This is a genomic window from Janthinobacterium sp. Ant5-2-1, assembly GCF_001445815.1.
GTDB lineage: Bacteria > Pseudomonadota > Gammaproteobacteria > Burkholderiales > Burkholderiaceae_D > Janthinobacterium > Janthinobacterium lividum_E.
On the sequence record NZ_LNCE01000018.1, the window covers coordinates 1 to 17362 of the forward strand.

Annotated in this window: 23 protein-coding genes; 19 read left to right on the forward strand and 4 right to left on the reverse strand. The window is 51.8% G+C overall.

The window, feature by feature from the left end; all coding sequences use genetic code 11:
* Window positions 1-70 precede the first annotated feature (70 nt).
* A complete protein-coding gene (locus tag ASN89_RS07015; protein ID WP_058048753.1) occupies window positions 71-385 on the reverse strand; it encodes a type IIL restriction-modification enzyme MmeI in 315 nt (104 codons plus the stop codon).
* Between the two features lie 24 nt (window positions 386-409).
* On the opposite strand from ASN89_RS07015, the gene ASN89_RS29835 reads away from it, so the two are divergent.
* The 3 genes from ASN89_RS29835 to ASN89_RS29435 all read left to right on the forward strand — a co-directional run bounded on the left by ASN89_RS29835 (window position 410) and on the right by ASN89_RS29435 (window position 1931).
* A complete protein-coding gene (locus tag ASN89_RS29835; RefSeq protein WP_058048754.1) occupies window positions 410-1402 on the forward strand; it encodes a DUF4158 domain-containing protein in 993 nt (330 codons plus the stop codon).
* A 228-nt stretch (window positions 1403-1630) separates the two neighbouring features.
* Window positions 1631-1828, forward strand: a complete 198-nt coding sequence (locus ASN89_RS07025) for an IS66 family transposase (protein WP_058048755.1) — start codon at window positions 1631-1633, stop codon at window positions 1826-1828.
* 16 nt (window positions 1829-1844) lie between these two features.
* A complete protein-coding gene (locus ASN89_RS29435) occupies window positions 1845-1931 on the forward strand; it encodes a hypothetical protein (RefSeq protein ID WP_235501902.1) in 87 nt (28 codons plus the stop codon).
* Window positions 1932-2204: 273 nt separating this feature from the next.
* Here the strand turns inward: ASN89_RS29435 and ASN89_RS28960 are convergent, their stop codons facing one another.
* The gene (locus ASN89_RS28960; protein WP_161911745.1) at window positions 2205-2345 is read right to left on the reverse strand and encodes a hypothetical protein; all 141 of its coding nucleotides are present in this window, start codon (window positions 2343-2345) and stop codon (window positions 2205-2207) included.
* A complete protein-coding gene (gene xerC, locus ASN89_RS28050; RefSeq protein ID WP_082654442.1) occupies window positions 2342-3334 on the reverse strand; it encodes a tyrosine recombinase XerC in 993 nt (330 codons plus the stop codon). The genes ASN89_RS28960 and xerC overlap by 4 nt, the downstream gene beginning before the upstream one ends.
* Window positions 3335-4040: 706 nt before the next feature.
* Here xerC and ASN89_RS28545 point away from each other — a divergent pair.
* The gene (locus ASN89_RS28545) at window positions 4041-4304 is read left to right on the forward strand and encodes a hypothetical protein (protein WP_152988474.1); all 264 of its coding nucleotides are present in this window, start codon (window positions 4041-4043) and stop codon (window positions 4302-4304) included.
* Here the strand turns inward: ASN89_RS28545 and ASN89_RS07035 are convergent, their stop codons facing one another.
* Window positions 4305-4559 (reverse strand): hypothetical protein, encoded by a 255-nt coding sequence (locus tag ASN89_RS07035; protein ID WP_058048757.1) that lies wholly within the window; start codon window positions 4557-4559, stop codon window positions 4305-4307. It lies immediately after the preceding gene.
* Window positions 4560-4713: 154 nt separating this feature from the next.
* On the opposite strand from ASN89_RS07035, the gene ASN89_RS07040 reads away from it, so the two are divergent.
* From ASN89_RS07040 to ASN89_RS07105, 15 genes are all read left to right on the forward strand, one after another.
* Window positions 4714-5397 carry a hypothetical protein gene (locus ASN89_RS07040; RefSeq protein ID WP_058048758.1) on the forward strand — a complete coding sequence of 228 codons (684 nt, stop codon included), beginning with the start codon at window positions 4714-4716 and terminating at the stop codon, window positions 5395-5397.
* Window positions 5398-5454: 57 nt separating this feature from the next.
* A complete protein-coding gene (locus ASN89_RS28965) occupies window positions 5455-5613 on the forward strand; it encodes a hypothetical protein (RefSeq protein ID WP_161911746.1) in 159 nt (52 codons plus the stop codon).
* 338 nt (window positions 5614-5951) lie between these two features.
* Window positions 5952-7229 carry a metallophosphoesterase family protein gene (locus ASN89_RS07045; RefSeq protein ID WP_058048759.1) on the forward strand — a complete coding sequence of 426 codons (1278 nt, stop codon included), beginning with the start codon at window positions 5952-5954 and terminating at the stop codon, window positions 7227-7229.
* Between the two features lie 45 nt (window positions 7230-7274).
* Window positions 7275-7871, forward strand: coding sequence for a hypothetical protein (locus ASN89_RS07050; protein ID WP_058048760.1), 597 nt, complete (start codon window positions 7275-7277; stop codon window positions 7869-7871).
* A gap of 83 nt (window positions 7872-7954) precedes the next feature.
* Window positions 7955-8545: a hypothetical protein gene (locus ASN89_RS07055; protein ID WP_152988475.1), complete on the forward strand. Its 591-nt coding sequence runs from the start codon at window positions 7955-7957 to the stop codon at window positions 8543-8545.
* A 173-nt stretch (window positions 8546-8718) separates the two neighbouring features.
* Window positions 8719-10392: a hypothetical protein gene (locus tag ASN89_RS07060; RefSeq protein WP_152988476.1), complete on the forward strand. Its 1674-nt coding sequence runs from the start codon at window positions 8719-8721 to the stop codon at window positions 10390-10392.
* A 26-nt stretch (window positions 10393-10418) separates the two neighbouring features.
* Window positions 10419-11150 carry a hypothetical protein gene (locus ASN89_RS07065; protein WP_058048763.1) on the forward strand — a complete coding sequence of 244 codons (732 nt, stop codon included), beginning with the start codon at window positions 10419-10421 and terminating at the stop codon, window positions 11148-11150.
* A 206-nt stretch (window positions 11151-11356) separates the two neighbouring features.
* Window positions 11357-12217, forward strand: a complete 861-nt coding sequence (locus ASN89_RS28550) for a hypothetical protein (protein ID WP_152988477.1) — start codon at window positions 11357-11359, stop codon at window positions 12215-12217.
* A 17-nt stretch (window positions 12218-12234) separates the two neighbouring features.
* Complete coding sequence (gene ssb, locus ASN89_RS07080) at window positions 12235-12744, forward strand: single-stranded DNA-binding protein (protein ID WP_058048766.1); 510 nt, start codon at window positions 12235-12237, stop codon at window positions 12742-12744.
* 185 nt (window positions 12745-12929) lie between these two features.
* Complete coding sequence (locus ASN89_RS28055) at window positions 12930-14090, forward strand: toprim domain-containing protein (RefSeq protein ID WP_082654443.1); 1161 nt, start codon at window positions 12930-12932, stop codon at window positions 14088-14090.
* A gap of 264 nt (window positions 14091-14354) precedes the next feature.
* Window positions 14355-14660, forward strand: coding sequence for a hypothetical protein (locus tag ASN89_RS07090; protein ID WP_058048768.1), 306 nt, complete (start codon window positions 14355-14357; stop codon window positions 14658-14660).
* A 125-nt stretch (window positions 14661-14785) separates the two neighbouring features.
* The gene (locus tag ASN89_RS07095) at window positions 14786-15088 is read left to right on the forward strand and encodes a hypothetical protein (protein ID WP_058048769.1); all 303 of its coding nucleotides are present in this window, start codon (window positions 14786-14788) and stop codon (window positions 15086-15088) included.
* A 55-nt stretch (window positions 15089-15143) separates the two neighbouring features.
* Complete coding sequence (locus tag ASN89_RS07100) at window positions 15144-15644, forward strand: glycine zipper 2TM domain-containing protein (RefSeq protein ID WP_058048770.1); 501 nt, start codon at window positions 15144-15146, stop codon at window positions 15642-15644.
* A 241-nt stretch (window positions 15645-15885) separates the two neighbouring features.
* The gene (locus ASN89_RS28555; protein ID WP_152988478.1) at window positions 15886-16128 is read left to right on the forward strand and encodes a hypothetical protein; all 243 of its coding nucleotides are present in this window, start codon (window positions 15886-15888) and stop codon (window positions 16126-16128) included.
* A 57-nt stretch (window positions 16129-16185) separates the two neighbouring features.
* The gene (locus ASN89_RS07105; RefSeq protein ID WP_058048771.1) at window positions 16186-17082 is read left to right on the forward strand and encodes a recombination-associated protein RdgC; all 897 of its coding nucleotides are present in this window, start codon (window positions 16186-16188) and stop codon (window positions 17080-17082) included.
* The last annotated feature ends 280 nt before the right edge of the window (window positions 17083-17362 follow it).

Consider the following 17362-nt stretch of genomic DNA (forward strand, 5'->3'; position numbering starts at 1 on the left):
CGGTATTTCTGGTACCATCAGCGGCGAGTATGTCGTAGAGACGAATGCTCCCGAAGTCGCTGACGACTACTTAGCCGGGCAGATCATCCTCACTGATGCCCGGAAAATAGTCGAAAGCCTGTTTTGCAGCACGGTCTAAGCTAAGACCGCCGGACTTATGTTCGACCAGCAGCACGCCTTTCCATAGCATGTCGATAAAACCGTGGACGCCGCTTTGCTTGGTCACGGGTCGCTCAAACGTCGCAACGCGCTTGCGGCTGATGCCGAACACATCGAAGAAGTCGTTCCAGTAGCTTTGAGCCTCTGCGCTCTCCCACTTCTCATCCTTCCACTTGTAAGAAAAAGCATGCGCTCGCTCGCGAATTTCGGTCCAGCCTAATGCCATTGGAAGCTCCTGCTGAAATTTATTATGTTCTGTCCGGGCTATGCGCTGGCCGGCGACATGCCAGTGCCGGACCTGGTAGTTCAGTGGGTCGCCCGCCAAGTACAAAGCGACGCCGCCGCTCGGCCGCAGTATGGCATCCGCGACGAGACGCGGCGTGAACATTTTCAGGAACTACGCGCCTATCTTGGCCTGTCCGCGTTTGGCCTGCCGGAGTTTCGTACACTGGCGCATAGCGTTGCGGACCTCGTGATGCAAACCGACAAGGGCTTAGTGCTCGCCGCCCATGCCCTGGAAACGTTACGGCAGCGGCACATCATCCTGCCGATATTGGCGGTCATCGAACGAGTTTGCGCGGAAGCCGTGACGCGCGCCAACCGGCGCATTTACCGGGCATTGTTGGAACAGCGTCAGCCGCACCACAAGCGAGGATTGGACAATCTGCTCAACGTCGCGCCGGACACGAACATCACCTGGTTGATGTGGCTGCGCCAGTCGCCGTTGAAACCGAACTCCCGCCACATGCGGAAACAGATCGAGCGTCTCAATATCTTCCAGTCGCTCGCCTTGCCGGACGGGATAGGCCCCCAGATTCATCAAAATCGGTTTTTGAAGATGGCGCGGGAAGGTGCGCAGATGCAGCCATTCGATCTGGCCAAGTTCGAGGATGAGCGGCGTTATGCGACCCTGGTCGCGCTGGCGATCGAGGGCATGGGCGCAGCCAGTGCACAGCTGCGCCCACCGGTCGACGCGATCAGGCACCACGTGCTGGCTGTCACGAAGCTGCATCCAGACGACAAGCCTGTGCCAGTGCTCGCGTCTGGCAACGGGAAGATCAAAAACGGGCGGCTAAGGACCTATGTGCGCGATGAACGGCTTGTCGGCGCCACCGCGCCACCAGCAGTGTGGTTCGCCTGCTCGCCAGTTCACAAAGGTATCCATCCGCAAACCCAGCAGGCTAAATTCGATGACATATTACACGCCGACGGGTATGCGGGGTTTAACGCCTTGTTTGAATAAGGCATGGTTCCCGAAGTGGCCAGCTGTGCGCATGCGCGGCGTAAATTACATGACCTGCATGCCGCGGCGCGCGGAATCCCCGCTGACTACTGAGGAGCTGCGCCGGATCGCCGAGCTGTATTTGGCCGATACCGAGGAAAATCGCCTGGCGAATGAAGACAGATTCGGCAAAGCCGCTCGCGTTAGCTGCTCGATGACCTAGAGCGTTAGCTGCGCACCAAATCTGATATGTTGTCGAGCAATTCCGACACGGTGGCGGTAATCCTGTATGAGCTCAAACTCTCGCCGGCGCTGCTGAGCTACTGTAACGACGACGCAATCGAGATCGACAACTCGGCCGCGGAACGAGGTTTGCGAAGCATGGCCATTGGTCGCCGCGATCTAATCGTTGATTTGAAGGGCCCGGCGCAATGGCGTCGATTATGAGGCTGTGCTACGCAATATGCTCACTCACATCGCTGACCACCCGGCCTACCGTGTCGACGAATTCTTGCCTTGGCACATCGCAGCGCAGATCCCAACGGCTTGAAACACGCCGCTTCCCCGCGGGGTAATGCAATCATCTAGAAAAATATCGATAGGCTCAAGACGGCTTTGGCTATCCGTTTAATTCTTAGGCATCATTGCTGCCATTCGACCGACCATAGTTCGGATGTCGTCCAATTTTAGGTGCTCTTCATTTCGTAAGAGTTGTTTGTAGAGTAACGACATGATTTGAATTCCATCGACTGCGCGTACTGGAATCGATATAGGTGTTCGGGCGCGTTGGATAATTTGAACGAAATAGTGCCTATTTTGGAATTCAATCTGGAGTGATTTTTCGTGATTTTTGCCGTGGCAACGCTTTACCTTCAGCTGTACCGACGAGTTGCTGCAGCTCTCCACTTGTGAAGGATGGCAAACGTGCTGATGCAAGCGTATAGAGAATAATGGAGAGTTTCATTTCTTCTTGTCTTCGTTGATCTGCGTGAATTTGTAGTCAGCAGCTGATCTTTCGAGGGCCAGGCCCAAGATGTCTTTGAGATCATCAGGAAGTGTTCCATTTTCCAATTGTCGTTTGGCGAATGTGTTGCGCAAGGTTCGACCACCTGACCGAGACAAGTCCAGTCCAGCGCGTGCAAAGGTGGATTGTATCTGAACGTAAACGGTTTTTTTCGTCATTTTGTCGCCGGCCATATTTGCCGGGAATACGAAATGGCCTGGGATCTTCATTAGGTCGCGTTCCCTAAGCCAGGGGTGAAGTTCATCGACGCCCGCGCGAGGTAACAACGTTACATGTTCGTAACTTGTGTCGTGCTTTTCGTCAGGTGTGATGGTCAATTCGATTGCCCCATCAATCTCTACCTGTTTGCCAACTTCTTCGAGTAGCAGGCCAACCGCCTCAGATACGCGAAGCCCTGCGAGCGCCATCACTACCTGCATTGCACGATCACGCCGTCTTTTCCAACCATCGAATGCTGTTTTTTGTCGGCGCCGCTGGGATGCAGACGGAAGTGCGTCGAAGAATCGCAGAAGCTGATCGTTTGAAAGGGACCGGCCAGCTGCATCCTTTGCAAATTCACCAGGGGCAGTAGTGAGCATCGTAAGTCGAGCCGGATTGGGAACATTCCCGAGATGGTCGTAGCACCGTTCGATTAATCGGAGGTATCTGAAGGCAATTTTGCTGTTGAGCAAACGTTTACCATTTTCATTGCGGTTGATGAATCGTAACAAGTCGAATTGAGTGATTGTGGACAGTGTTTTCTGCTCAGCAACCATCCATTTGACGAAGTTGCCGAACATGAAAATATAGGTCTTTGCAGACTCGGTTGATATGGTTCTCAGGATCAAATCAGCTGGTTGTCGAAGACTTGTTCTTGCAAAGTCGTCAGTGAATACGAAGGATGAAAACGAAGCGATGGGATCTTCGTCCCACGAAGTTAGTTTTTTCATGTTCGAAGCCCATTAATAGTGCATCGAGTCTAGCATAAAATGTAACTAACCAACCATTTGTCGATGTGGTTTAGGGACTCTACTGCCACGGACTTCGGTGAGGTAGAGGATGACTCTTTGGACTCGTTTTAGCTCTTTTTATTCTTTTAGCTCTTTTAGCACTGGGTTAGTGGGGTCGCCAGGGCCATCGGACTTGGAAGAGTCCGGTACGGTGCCGGAGTTGGTAATGCTGATGGAGGAGGGTGGGTTAGTTACAAAAAGTGACGATGCTTTGGAAGTCTTTTAAAAAACTTGGCGTCGAATACTGACCTCTAGGGCGCGATTAATCAACAGGGAATCTGCGTGAAAATTGAAGCTGAATCGTTTTCCAACATGCTCACGTAACAGGAGGTACTGGCGACTATGGCGGGTAAAATTTTAAAAACGGGAAGATGGACACAGTGACATGGTAAAAGGGTGCGTATGGTCATGATTACTGGGGAATCCCACTTTTTTGACGACAAATACTGTGCCGAGGTATTGCCAACCACTACTAACTTTTCTGATTGCCTCTGCTAGACATGCCGCAGAAGTTGCTGTACATTAATGATGTCGGCTTACGGCATTGTTTCTCCTACCCACTTACCTATGTTCCCATTGGTAAGTGACGATAGTCACTAACTCCTTTTTAACCCCGCTATGCGGAATCTATTAGGAGTAGTGCGCCATGACCATCTTGACCCAATCGGCAATTGCAGCTCACCAGGCTAAACTGGTTCAACCACAAGAAGGCCAACGCTATTCCCAGTACCCCGTTCATGAAATGGAGTTTTGGCATAATCTGTTTGCCTTCGCAAAGAACCCGAATACCGCCCAGCAAGTGCTGAACGAAATCGGGGACATTGAAAACGAACCCTGTATCGAAAACGATCGCGTTTTCCGCAACGTGCAGCACGCTCGTAATCTGGCAAAGATCGCTTTGCTGAACTAATTAGTGCTGAACGAGCACTAAGCATTTGGCGACAGGAACCTGGCAACCCAGGATCTTGTCGGCCATTGCCAGCGCCATATTGGCCACGTCGACCAGTCGGCGTGCCCTTGCCTCGGTATCCATTTCGCGCATCGTATTGCTGAACAGACTGGCCAGGTTCTCTTCAGTAGGGCTGTCCGGATCGCTCACACCTCCCGCCTCACGTATCCAACGTTCATAAGCTTCATCGGAGACAGCGTTCAAATCAGTTGGCATAACATTCCTTTATTTAATAATGCCACCATTGTAGGCGCTCGATAGCATCACGCAAGTCACCCCCTCCACATTCTCGAATCAGCACTGATTAAGCGCTGATCCTTCACGGAACACCTCTTTCTATTGCCGCCCTGCGGCATTTACTGGAGGTTCTATGCACTCAACAAACCCGGTCGCGTTACTAAAGCCGGCTGTGGTCATCCAGCTGGACATCTTCGACTGTTTCGACGACATCCCAGTCGATCATCAGAAACCCATCGAAGCTAAATCACCTGCCCCCAAACCATTGCACGACGGCCACCCGCCTTCAACCAAGTCCGTCAAACCTGGATTGAAATCCAAGCCGACTCGCACTCCATTGGTTCCAGCGAAAAAAAAAACTGACGCCAGAGAGTTGCTCGTCGATCCGGACGAACCGGAGTCGGTAAATCTGGAATCAATCGAAGCTGGCGACAGTCCCGAGCATATCCTTGCCAAGCGCATGTTTCTGCGAATGATGTGGGACATTGAAGGCAAGTCGGAAGATGTCGAACCCGATCTCTTCGGTCAGACGTCGGTCACTGGCACCAAATCAAACCAAGCTGACCAAAATCGGCTCGATGCTCTTATCTGGCTATACAGCCTCAATCCTGACGGAAGCCTCGTTAGCATCGAGTGGGTATGCGATGAACTTGGATTCGATCCGCATCGCGTGCGCCGTATCGTTGGTCGCAGCATGCGCAAGGAAATCAAACGCGTGGTGCAGTTGCTATCCACCATCGTGAGCCCGCAACACGCTCACGTCTGCGAGGAAAAAATTTCCGATTACCTCGATATTTCCAATTGGAGTTTCAACTAATGCGTGCGTCTTGAACGCTCCGCACCCTTTCTACAATCACCATCAAGGATGTATTTTATGAACAATGCTCTCTCTTCGCTGTTCGCCCAGGCCCCCGGCCTGGCCAGCTCCTTCAATGACATCTTCACCGACAAGGTCGCTGTACAGGTGGCGCCGCCAATACCGGCAGCATTGCCAGTACCAGACGCAGTTCCTTCCAACAAAGCTGGCGAATAGTCAGATCACCAATTATCACGAGGCCATATCATGCAAGCATACGGACACAAACGCAGCTACCGCGTCGAAACGGAGTCAATCCACGCTGGCCAACCGGAACCGCGCAAGCAGGCGCCGAAAGGCTGTAACAATGCACGTCGCAAGTCTGCTCGCCAGGCAGCGCGTACCGACATCAAAGCGGCGATCTTCCACTGATCTGTCCGCGTACTATCGAACCCACCGTCGCCCCTCTCAAAGGGGCGGCAACCACCTTCACGTTCATCACTGCTGCCTGCATCGATGAGCCTTCCCGCTCTTCTCATTAAAACGCCGAATCACGGCATCAATGGGAGAATCACATGAAAATTCTGCACGCCTCGGACCTGCACTACTCTCCGGGTAATTTGGATGAAGCGGATCGTTGCTTCGGCCATGCAGTCGAACAAGCAATCGTCAACGACGTCGCAGTTGCGATGCTCACTGGCGATTTGACTGACCACGCTCTGGACGGTCACTCTCCAGCACTGCTGGCACTGGCAAAACGCATTAAGCAGCTGGCCGACCACTGCCCAGTATTCCTGCTGCAAGGTACCTTCTCTCATGAGCCGGTAGGACTGCTCAAGATGCTGGAAATGATCGGAGCTAATCATCCCATTGTCGTTTCTGACAAGATCGGCATGATTGGCCTCGCGGACGGGAAATGGCTCGACTATGACCCGACCTACGCCGATGTGCAATATGACCTGGTTATCACCAGCGTGCCGACCGTCAACAAGGCTGAACTGGCCTTGGTAGTGGGCGCCGACAATGCAAGTGTCGAAATGGGGAATCACCTGGCAGCACTTCTTGGTCTGTTCGGTCCTGCAAACGCTGCGTTGCGCCGCCGCGGTGTTCCTACCGTACTGGCAAGTCACGGTACCGTCGATGGATCTCTTAATGAATCCGGCGTGCCGATGGCGGGAATGGACCACGAGTTTTCACTCGGTGCTCTGTTCTCAGCCAACACGAGCGCGACGATGCTCGGTCACATCCACATGCACCAGCAATGGACACGTGAGCATGACGGCCGTATGCAGCGCATCGCGTATCCAGGCTCGATCGGTCGGTACCACTACGGGGAGCTTGGGGAGAAATACTGCCTCATCTGGGAAGTATCAGCCGATACGGCCGACTTTACCCCAGTGCAAACGCCATCGAAACGCATGATTGAAATCGCATTCGAAGGCATTCCAAACCTGGACGAGCTGGCCACCGTAGCGGAGCAATGCCGCGGCGCCTTTGTTCGTGTCAGGTACTCGGTCGACGAAGAGTTCGCCAGGACAATTGATCGCCAAGCGATCAAGCAAATCCTGGGCGCCTCCGCCGAAGTGAAGATCGAGGGCGAGGTGCTTACAATTCAACGTCAACGCTGTGCCGGCATCTCGTCGCTATCGTCAGTTGAAGAACGATTCATCAAGTGGTGCGAGTTCACGCAAACACCAACGTCAGGTCTGGCCGAGCGGCTGTCCCAGCTGCAAACGATGGCGCCAGAGGATATCGCAAGCGCTTTCAATTCCACCAACAAACGCCCAGGGCAATCGGCACCTGATCCATCAGGCCCGCCTGCCAACACACGCCATTCGGAAACCGAGTTTTAAGATCAAATTTTTTGAATTCATCCCACTTTCACATCACGAGGAACCATGATTCAAGCAATTATAGAAGCAATGAAGCAGGAAATCGCAAAGTACAAGCTGGAGCTGCTGCAACACTATCCGAAGGACCTGGAGATTGACATGGCGACACTTGAACGCTTCGCGCACCCTGGGATGAAAATCGCATGGATGGTTGGGGACAGTCATACACACATCGCCCCGCTAGGAGTGCATCAGAAGCTGAACGAGATTCCCACGTATTTGACAAGACTGGCGAATAACGACCGCTTTTATGTCCTCTCGATCGGCCACGGCCCAGCGCAGTTCTCGTTGAAAGAAATCACACGCGATGAATTTGCCGCGCTGGTCAATACGACGATTCCGTACAAGAGCGTTGGGCCGGTCGAAGCGTTCTGGCTATACAGCAATAATGCACGTGTTGGCACCTGCGTTCTCACCCGCGAGGGAACTTACGAAAAACCTGTGTACAGGATCTCGCTCACACCAATGGGCGGCATCAGCAAGATCGACCGCGAAGCCCTGAAGGAATGGGGCCAGCAAGCCGTCACAAGTAAATCAGGCTCGTTGTTTTCATACAGCCAGGTCGAATGGCTGGCATCGATCGATATGCCACTTGCCGCGTAAAAAACGGAATACTGGGACCTACCTCAAACGGGTAGGTGCCAGGCTTACCTTCAAATTTTCTTGCTCTTCGATGCGCCGCATCGATGAGCACAGCTCATGTTTTTTACTCGCCGATCTTCGGCACTCATTACGCCATGTGTGTACCTCTGGAATTTGCAGTTGCACGACAGATCGTCACCTCGGCTGACATTCGATCTATTTCTCACTTGGAATATATCGCCCCATCAACGGTCCGCACCGCGCGAGCCGAATTCATTCAACGATATAACGGAATCGACAATATGCTCAACACCCTCCCACTCGCAGCGCCAAATGGCGCTAACCTACAAGTTACCTCCCTCACCACCATTCCAGCGAAGTTCATCTTTGACCGCTATGCCCAAAACATCATAGGTGGCAATCGCCACATATATGACACGCTAGAGGTACATGGCGTGCGCAGCTATGAGACCGGTTTCGACGATGCCACGCACTATGAAATCGACAACTTGAACCCGACAACTTTCTCCGTCTACATCCGCTTAAAAGGCGAGGGCGTTGAATGTGTTGGCGACTTCACTCGCTATGCCGATGCCGTCCAGTACGGCACCGAACTGAGCGCCCAATACAGCTGGCCGATGCGTAACTTTGTCCTCGACAGATTCCGTATGACCACCATTGCCAAATTGCAATAGCCGCCAAACCGCCGACGATGAGTCGGCGGTGTCGCGGGCCCGTCTTTAACCAGGTGTATTTACCTGCTATGATGGCGTTGTCTCCCTGAGGCATAGAATCATACGCAAACTCACACTCACTCTGCTTGCCAGCTGACTCCATTGAAAACACCGCTATGCGGTATGGAGCCAAATTGAAACCACTCAAACTCACACTGCAAGGCTTTACTGGCATATCCGCTGCTTTTGGCCGGGACAGCCTGGTACTCGATCTTCAAACCATTCCCCAAGATGCCTCGCTCGTTGCGCTTGTAGGCCCCAATGGCGCCGGAAAAAGTACAGTCCTGGACAATCTTCACCCATTCAGAATTATGCCTTCCCGCGCAACTACGCTTGGACCCGGTGGCTTCTCGTACTGGACGCAAATCTACGGCGCCACGGCAATGAAAGAACTGCTGTGGGAGAACGATTGTGTACTCTATCGAACCCTCCTGTCATTTAAGACGACGGGCAAAACCCAGAAATCGGATTGCTACCTGTATCAGTGGGACACAGCAGTTCAAGAATGGAGGCCGGTTCAGCTTGATGATGGCACGCTCTCGGACGGAAAGACGGCCACGTATGATCGCTGCGTTGATACCATCCTGGGGCCGCCGGAGAAGTTTTTCACGGCCCATTTCTCAGCGCAAGGTCGCAAATCTCTCGCATCCTACGGCACTGGCGACATTAAGTCGATTCTGGCTTCGGTGCTGAACCTTCAGGGCTTGCATACGCTTTCTTCCAACGCGGCACTGGTTGGCAAGTTCCTCCGCCAGCAGCTCGCGGGTATCAACGACGAATTGGCCGAAGCACGCAACCAGGACAACACCGCAGCTGTACTGACTGGTGAAGTCACACGGGTTGATGAACTCATTCGCGCCGGCTGCGCAGATGAAGTCACGGCTCAAGCAAACGTCAACGGTGCGCGTGAAAAATTGGCAGGTATTCTCGCCAAACGAGATGCACAGGCAAAGAACGCTGAGGAAGTTCGATTTCTGACCGAGCAAATCGGCGTGGTCTTCAGCAAGGCGGCCAGCAGCAGGGCGAGCGTGGACACTCAGTACGCTCGTGAACAAATGCGTCATCAATCCGAGGCCGCCAGCGTAAAAGCTGCGATCCCATCTGTGCAAATCAACGTACAGTCGAATGAAGCGGAAATGCGCAGGCTCAATGCTGTGCTGACTGAGAAGAGTGCAGTAGCGCAAGCGGTGGGACGTCTTCACCAACGCCAGCAAGACCTCGAACAAATCGACGGCGCAGTCGACGCACACCAGGTTACGCTGGCCGGTGCTGCAGTAATGCGAACCGAGTTGAATGTGCTCATCGCAGACCATTCGAAGCTGGCATCGGATGGACAAGCAAAGACCATTCGTATCAAGAGCCTTAAGGAGACTGCCGGGCTGGTTGAACAGGTTCCTTGTAAAGGCTCGCTGATGCAATTGGCCTGTCCGTTAATGGAGCAAGCAAACGCTGCAATGCGGGATGTTCCGGCTCACGAAGCGGAGCAAGCCGCCAAGCGCTTAACCTATCAGGAGATCAGCCGCAAGGTAAAAGATCTTCAATCAAGGGTAGCCGGCTTCGATACCATCGAGGCGGAGGTGAGAGACTTGCAGAAGAAGAGAAAGATGGCTGCAGATGCTCTCGACGCTGACAACCGTCTTGCTGCGCGTGCCCCGCTTATCGCCGACGCTGAAACTCGCCTGCCAGTGCTGGCCGATACAATTGCGCAACAGCGTCAAGACATCGCCGCTGCTAACGATCGCATGATGCAGGTTTCGACAATGCTTGCTGCAATCGAGTCGGAAAAGGTCAGGCCCTGGCCCTCATAGAGGGTACCAGTCTGGCTGAAACCAAAGTGCTCGAGGAGCGCCTGGCTAAGCTGGAAAAGCCGGTATCCGACGCCGAGGTAGCGGCTTACCAAAGTGCCGTTGCGCTTGCTGGCGCTGCACTGGTCGAAGTTCAGGCCCGTGCCCGTGCTCTCAGCGAACAGAAAGTTACTTTTTTGGGCAAGCTCGAGGCAGTGCGTACGCTGGCTGCGCGCTCCGTTCAGGTGAAAGAGCAAGCCGAGCGCCTGTTTGAAGAAATCGCAAAATGGAAGCTGCTGGAGAAAGGTTTAGGCAACGATGGCTGCGTGGCGTTGAGTATCGACGACTCAGGGCCAGAGATTGCCGCGATCTGCAACAACCTGCTCTCGGACTGCTTTGATGGGCGCTTTGTCGTGCGCCTCGATACGCAAAGCGAGACGAAGACTGGCAACATGAAGGAGACCTTTGATATAAAGGTCTTTGACGGCCATCGGGGTACCGAAAAGTCACTTGGCGACATGTCAGGTGGCGAAGAGGTACTGGTGAACGAGTGCCTGACACGCTCGGTTGCGCTGTATGCATCGCAGTCAAGTATGACCCACTGCGAGACCTTATTTACCGACGAAACTGACAGTGCACTAGATCCCGAAGCAAAGCGTACGTTCATGCAAATGAAGCGAGCCGTTCTCAAGCAAGGTGGCTATGGTCGCGAGTTTTTCATTACCCACACGCCAGAATTGTGGGAGATGGCGGACTACAAGATCATGATGGCCGAGCTGTAATTTCAAACACCCTGGCGCTATGCACCAGGGTGTTCCCGTACTTAATAGTAAGCCCTTTTCCCTGCAACTAAAATCCTGTAAAATGATTTTGTCGGTCCCCGGCATTGTCTTACATCCCCCAGCTGTTCGATACCAAGTATCGGAGAGCGATCATAAATGCTCACTCCTTGCTAACGCCGATTTTCGGCATTCACGGAGAATTCCCAATGAGCCAAAATCCCAAGTTCCCAGATAAAGTTGTTGACTTACCATATGGACTGCTGATTTTTCCATTTGCAACCATGGAAGCAGTTGGCGCCAAAATAATGGCAACATTAACAAATAAGTCTAAGGCCCAACCAAAACCACTGCACGAGGTTAGCCACGGAGTAAGCTTACCCAATGTCACCAAAAACTTGCAGTATCAAGTCGCTGATCGGGTCTATAGCAGAGAGATCAACGGTCGCAAAGTAAGTTTTTATCATTACTACACGGCCGATGTAATTCGTATAGTGTGCCGCGAGTTGCGTCATATTAAGCCAATCGATTTTACGCCGCTCATAGCTGATGACTCCGCAGTGGTGTTTGACATCGATGGAGCCATTCAATGGGTGCGTCAAAATGGACTCGAACCTGTTGCGTTGATACGCACAGAAGAGAATCCAAAATATCCCCAAAAGGCGACCACTACGTTATCGCATACCCCCCCTTGGGATAACGAAGAAAAACAGGCGAAGAATAAGCCTACGCCCGTTTCAACATCCCCATCTCAGTCGACCATCGTTCCGGCAACAGGGAGTAAGAGTGCACCGTTCACGGGCAGGATTGTTTCATTTGGAACATCACAGCGTACCGGTAACGGAGATGGTAAACCCTACATCACCTACGCGATGAAAATTCGATCCGAAACAGGCGCCTATGATAAGGAATTCATTGGTGAACATCTTTCCGATCTTGTGGCTGATATGAAGCTACAGGTTGGTCAGTTGATCCGTATTCAGCTCCTTGGCAAGCACTATTTTGAAGTGGAGGTTGACGGCAAAATGGAACAGCGCAACCGAAATCACTTCGCAATCAATATCATCTAACATCATAGGAAATTAATATGGCATCAGTAAATAAAGTCATCATCGTCGGCAATCTGGGCCGAGACCCGGAAATCCGCTACATGCCTAGCGGCGACGCGATCGCCAACATCGCCGTGGCCACTTCGTACAAATCGAAGGATCGCAACACGGGCGAACAAAAAGAATTAACAGAGTGGCACCGTATCTCGTTCTTCGGCCGCCTGGCGGAAATCGTCGGCCAGTACCTGAAAAAAGGTTCGTCCGTCTACGTCGAAGGCCGTCTGCAAACCCGTAAATACACGGACAAGGACGGCGTCGAGAAGTATGCAACCGACATCATCGCGGAACAGATGCAAATGCTGGGCGGTCGCTCCGGCATGGGCGGCGACGCCGGCGGTGGTGATGACAGCTACGGCGGTGGCGGCGGCTACGAAGCCCCGGCCTCACACCAGGCACCGGCCCCGCGTCCGGCACCAGCCCCGGCGCCACGTCCGGCACCGAAGCCGGCGCCGAACTTCTCGGATTTGGATGACGATATTCCATTTTAGATACCATTTTGTCAACATTTACTCAAAAATAACTACCCTTTGAAAAACCATAATCCTGATGTCGCCTAACGGTGACATCAGTTTTATCTCACAGTTTTCTTGAGATATAGATATCTCAAGAAAGCCTCACTTCGACTGAGTGCCTGACCTTATTTATATTCGCCACAATATGGCAGTGAGGGCATATGGGAATCGACTTTGCAAATGTAGACTGGAAGAAAAAACTAGTTGCACTAGGTATTGACAGTCAGTGTTTAACTGGAAAGGCTGGTCCTTGTCCATTTTGTTACGGGACAAACAATGAAAATACTGGCAGTGGGGAGAAGAAGAGCGGCACACAGGGCTCTCGCCGCTTCAGGTTCGACAACAAAGGGGGCCTGGGAACATGGTACTGCCAGAAGTGCGGCGCGGGAAATGGCTTCACCCTTATAGAAGGCTTTACTGGAATGTCAAAGGTTGAGATTCTAAAATTTCTCGACGACGGTACTAGTGGGCTCAATCCAGAAACTCCTATTAAGCGTTTCACTTTTGAGGACGCCGACTTCAACGTTGAACAGGTAAGAAAGAACCGAAGAAAATTGGGTGAGGTGTCTGCAGGATGCTTGCCACTTACTGGCCAAGATCCTGTTTCACAGTACCTACGTAATCGCGTACCTGGTTGCGACTTGAGTAAAATTAGTAATCAAATTAAGTACCATCCAGGGCTGAAGTTTTACGTAGAGGAAGAGCCTGGTAAGTACGTTCTACGCGGCAACTTTCCTACCATGATAGGCAGAGCTGTTGATTCCAATGAACAGCCGATCACATTGCACCGGACATACCTAACACCTCAAGGGACAAAGGCGCCAGTCGAGGAAGCAAAGAAGCAGATGAAAGGGGTCCGCAAACTAGACGGTGCAGCAATCCGGGTGGTAGAAGTACCGGAAAGCCGTACGTTGGGACTAACGGAAGGCATCGAAAATGGTTTAGCAGTTGCAACGGGATATCGATACCGAATCAATGTGTGGTCGATGCTTAATTGTGTAAACTTATCATTGGCGGATATTCCTGAAGGGCGATTTGACAAGATCATCATTTTTGCTGATCACGATAAAATCGACAAAAAGCATGGATATCGACCAGGAGAACATTATGCGATGAAACTTAAGGAGCGACTCGAAAAACTAGGATATGAGGTTGTAATCAAAATTCCGCCAGTTGAAGAAACCGATTTCGCTGACGTCTGGGCAGCAATTTATGCTGAAGAGAAGAAACAATTGGCACCTGTGATTCTCAAAGATGATGCTTTAATATCTGGCATCAAACTTGTAAAAATTGCAATGTCGCAACAAACCGCGTATGCGTAAGATGACAAGCGGCCCTTTTTTTGGGGCCTGCTTGTTGCCTAACAGATCAAAAGGTGTACAATAACATTGTCGGTTCTCGGCATTTTTGTAAACTCTCCCGGTGCTTTACAGCACAAAATGAAACGCGGCTCCAGCTGCGATCAAGTTCAAACTTCCACGGCCGCGGCCTATCAAAGTAACTTTCTGCTTACCGGTCTACATCGGCAAGCTACCTTGCTTACTCCTTTTTTCTCACCGCCTTGCGGGATTTATTAGGAGCCTTTAATGAAAAACAACTATCAACTGGCCGGACATCTTCAAACCACTGGCTGGAATACAAGTTACGATGTTAATGCCACGAATACCTTCGGCATGACACCAGCGGAAGTTGCGTTGCAAGCTGGCGATTTGAATGAGTTTATTCAAATCACGTCTCATCCGCAATTTCAATCTGCAAAATTGGGGCGTGTTGATCTTTTTTTGGATATTTGTCGCCAGGAATCTGAAAACCACTACAAAGCCCTCAAGCAATACTTCAATGAAAACTTCAAGTACGACGGTACGCAGCGCACTTTTGTGAAGCTGTCGTAAACGGAAAGCTGGCGTGTTTTCACGATGCGCCAGCATCATATTCCACACGTCCTCTTAAAGTACCAATACGACCGCTGTTTAATAACATCGTGTCTCCTTTACAAAATCTACCTTTTAGGAAAATCATGAAATTGCCATCCAACAAAATTGAAAGTCCGTACGTCTACATCGTATCCTTTATCGTAGCGCTTCCTATCTGCGCCGTGATCTGGAGTACGAAAAAAGTTGTATGGCCGTTGATGCGCATTTTCACAAATAAAATTTTGTGGCCATTAATGCGCTATATCGCAATTGACTTGGTCAGAAACATTAAAAATTATATTACGAAGACGGAAGAAACAGAACAAACTGAGCAGTTACCAACACCTGAAATCTTCAAGGACGCACCAAACCTTGGCCGCGCTCGTGAAATTCAGCTTGACAATTAAACAATCCACAACGACCTATCAATCGATAGGTCGAAACTCTAAAATTGGAAACATCATGAAAAAATCTCTCTCGCAGATAATCTTCTTCGCAGTTGCTGCAGCAGCTTCGTTTGGCGCTTACGCGAAAGATGTGATGGCTAACATCACCAACGTGACCCCGGTCTATTCGGATCGGGTGCAGAATCAACAGGTATGCGACATGGTCTACAATGAGTCACAGCAGAAGGTTGGTGCTGTGAACGCGGGTAGTGTCATCGGCAGCCTAGCTGGTGCTCTGCTTGGTAGCCAGGTCGGTGGCGGCAACGGTCGTTTAGCCATGACAGCACTCGGAGCAGTTACGGGCGCTATGAGCGGTGACTCTATTGCACAGCAGCAGCGCAATACGCAGCCACAGCAAGTATGCCGTTGGGTGCAACGTTCTGAACAGTACATCAGCAGCTACAGTGTCACCTATGAATACCAGGGTGATACGTTTCAATCCTTTCAGTCCTACGACCCCAGCCGGGGTGGTACTGTGAAGGCTGTATCGGTTCAAATGACCCTGAGCATGCGTTAAGCATCTCTTTCATTCAACCGCTTTTGAGAACTGCCCGATCGATCCCGCAAGGGACGATCGGGCTTTTTTCGTCTACGTGTGATTAGTTCGAACCTGATCTTTGAATGTGCCTTATTTGGGCTAGATTTATCTCAGGATTCATGCGCTCCCCCACATTCAAAGTTGCGATAATAATCATCAGAGCGCTGAGCGGACAATTCAATACTCGTTTGCACAATTGTTAATTATGGCCATAACAAGAATGAATTTATTCGATTACAAAAATATCGGAAAGCGCCCCGATCCGATCCGGCAATCGTTTGGAAAAATACATATGCGAATAGGTACTCATGTTGAATACCAGACAGACCCTGCACAATGGGGTCACGGTCATGTAACTGAATTCAACGAGATGACAGAAATCGTTACAGTGATAGATGACGATGACGGCAGCATGTGGCGCGGCCTTGTCGATTTAACTACCGTAATTGTTGTTGACGAATAAGCGAATCAATCCTCCCAACACCCCGACTTACAAATCATTTATAAATAAGGAAATCAAATGTGGTTCAAAAATCTTCAGATTTATCGACTTCCAGCACCATCGGCTTATACGCCAGAACAACTGGAAGAGGCCTTGTCCTCGAACAAATTCACACCCCCAACCAGCATGGATCTGATGCGCCAGGGCTGGGATACGCCACGTCCGAACGGCGGCCTGGTCCACGTGGTCAACAAGCAGATGCTGATCTTGCTGGGCAAGGAAAAGAAATTGCTGCCAGCGACCGTCATCAACCAGGTGGCCAAGGCCCGCGCCGCCGAGATGGAAGAAGCGCAAGGCGTTGCGCCTGGCAAGAAAGCCATGAAAGAATTGAAGGAACGCGTGGCCGACGAGTTGCTGCCGCGCGCCTTCAGCATCCGCAGCAACGTCTGGACCTGGATCGACCCTGTCAATGGCTGGCTGGTGGTCGATGCCGCCAGCCCGGCGAAAGCCGATGAAGTCATCAAGCTGCTGTTGAAAGCCGTCGACAAACTGCCGCTGGAAAGCCTGCGCGTGCAGCGCTCGCCCGTGGCGGTGATGACGGAATGGCTGCAGGCCGACGATGCGCCTGCCGGCTTCACGGTCGACATGGATACGGAATTGCGCGCCACGGGCGAGAGCAAGGCCACCGTGCGCTACGTGCGCCACACCCTGGAAGCGGACGACGTGCGCCGCCACATCGCGGCCGGCAAGCAGTGCACGCGCCTGGCCATGACGTGGAACGACAAGATCTCGTTCGTGCTGACGGAATCGCTGGCCATCAAGAGCGTCAAGCCGCTGGACGTGATCAAGGAAACGGAATCGAGCACGAAGAACGACGAAGAGCGTTTCGACGGCGACGTGATGCTGATGACGGGCGAGTTGAGCAAGCTGATGGCCGACGTGGTCGAAGCCCTGGGCGGAGAAGCTACGAGCTGAGTCTTAGCAGAAGTCCAACTGATGGAGACCTAGCCCACAAGTTCATAAATCAAAAAGCCCCCATGCTGAATTAATGGGGGCTCTTAACTTGGGTAAGGGCAGCAGGCTATACCTTTGGTTCCGCGAGGCACTCTGTGCATGTGTGTCGAACAAAGTGCGCTTCGACCAGGTGCGGCAACTGGCACTTCCTACAACGCATAACCTTCACATTATCTCGCGGGAATTTTGATGCTCCGCCACGAGAGATCTCGCGCCAGCCAATACTATATCCATTGCCGAC